The sequence below is a fragment of the Methylobacterium indicum genome (assembly GCF_001043895.1).
GTDB classification, from domain to species: Bacteria; Pseudomonadota; Alphaproteobacteria; order Rhizobiales; family Beijerinckiaceae; genus Methylobacterium; species Methylobacterium indicum.
In genome coordinates this window covers 1-869 of record NZ_JTHF01000474.1, presented here as the reverse complement: position 1 = coordinate 869, position 869 = coordinate 1, and the positions used below count along the sequence as shown (strand labels likewise).

Sequence of the window (869 nt, the reverse complement as noted above, 5' to 3'; positions counted from 1 at the left end):
CCACGGCGCTGTCGCGGCCGGTCAGCCGGGTGCCGTCCGGCGCGGTGCTCTGCAGCGTGATCTCGCTGGTGCCGGGCGGCAGGGTCGGCGGCACCAGGGCGAAGTTCCCGGCGGCATCGGCCCTGGTGCCGCCGACCCTGCCGCCCGGCACCAGCGAGATCACGCTGCAGAGCACCGCGCCGGACGGCACCCGGCTGACCGGCCGCGACAGCGCCGTGGTGGTGGTCGCGCCCGACCGGCGCGCCAAGCCCCTCGTCGCCGTGACGGCGCCCGGGCAGCCGACCGCGGTGCTGTCGCTGCCGGAGGCCGCGCCGCCGGGCCCGGCCGAGGCCAAGGTCGCGTCGGAGGCCAAACCGTCGCCCGGGGCTTCAGCCTCACCCGAGTCGAAGGCACCCCCGAAGGCCGAGGCGAGGAGCGGTGCTCCGAACGGCAAGGGCGCGGCCGAGCGGGCGGCGAAGGACGAAGCCCGGCCCGCGCCGGTCAAAGTCGTCGGCGTCGATGCCGAGGCGGGCGGCCGGCTCTACGTCACGGCGCGGGGCGCCCCGAAGGCCGCCCTGCGGCTCTACCTCAACGACACGCTGGTGGCCCCCGGCCAGGCGGGGCCGGACGGCCGCATCGCCTTCACGATCGGCGGCGGGGTCAAGCCCGGCGACTACCGGGTGCGGGTCGATCAGGTCGATCCCGCCTCCGGCAAGGTCGAGACCCGGGCCGAGACCGCCTTCGCGATGCCCAAGGCCCTCGGCGAGGGGTCTCTTGGCGAGCAGGCCCTCGGCGAGCGGGCCCTCGGCGAGCGGGTCCTCGGCGAGCCGGCGCCGGCCGCTCCGGTCAGGGCCGCTCCGGCTCAACCCGCCCCCGCCCCGTCCATGGCC

General features: G+C 77.9%; 1 pseudogene. It reads left to right on the top strand.

The features are described from left to right. Positions 1-125: 125 nt before the first annotated feature. Positions 126-869, top strand: a pseudogene (locus QR78_RS35300) (LysM peptidoglycan-binding domain-containing protein); the annotation flags it as partial.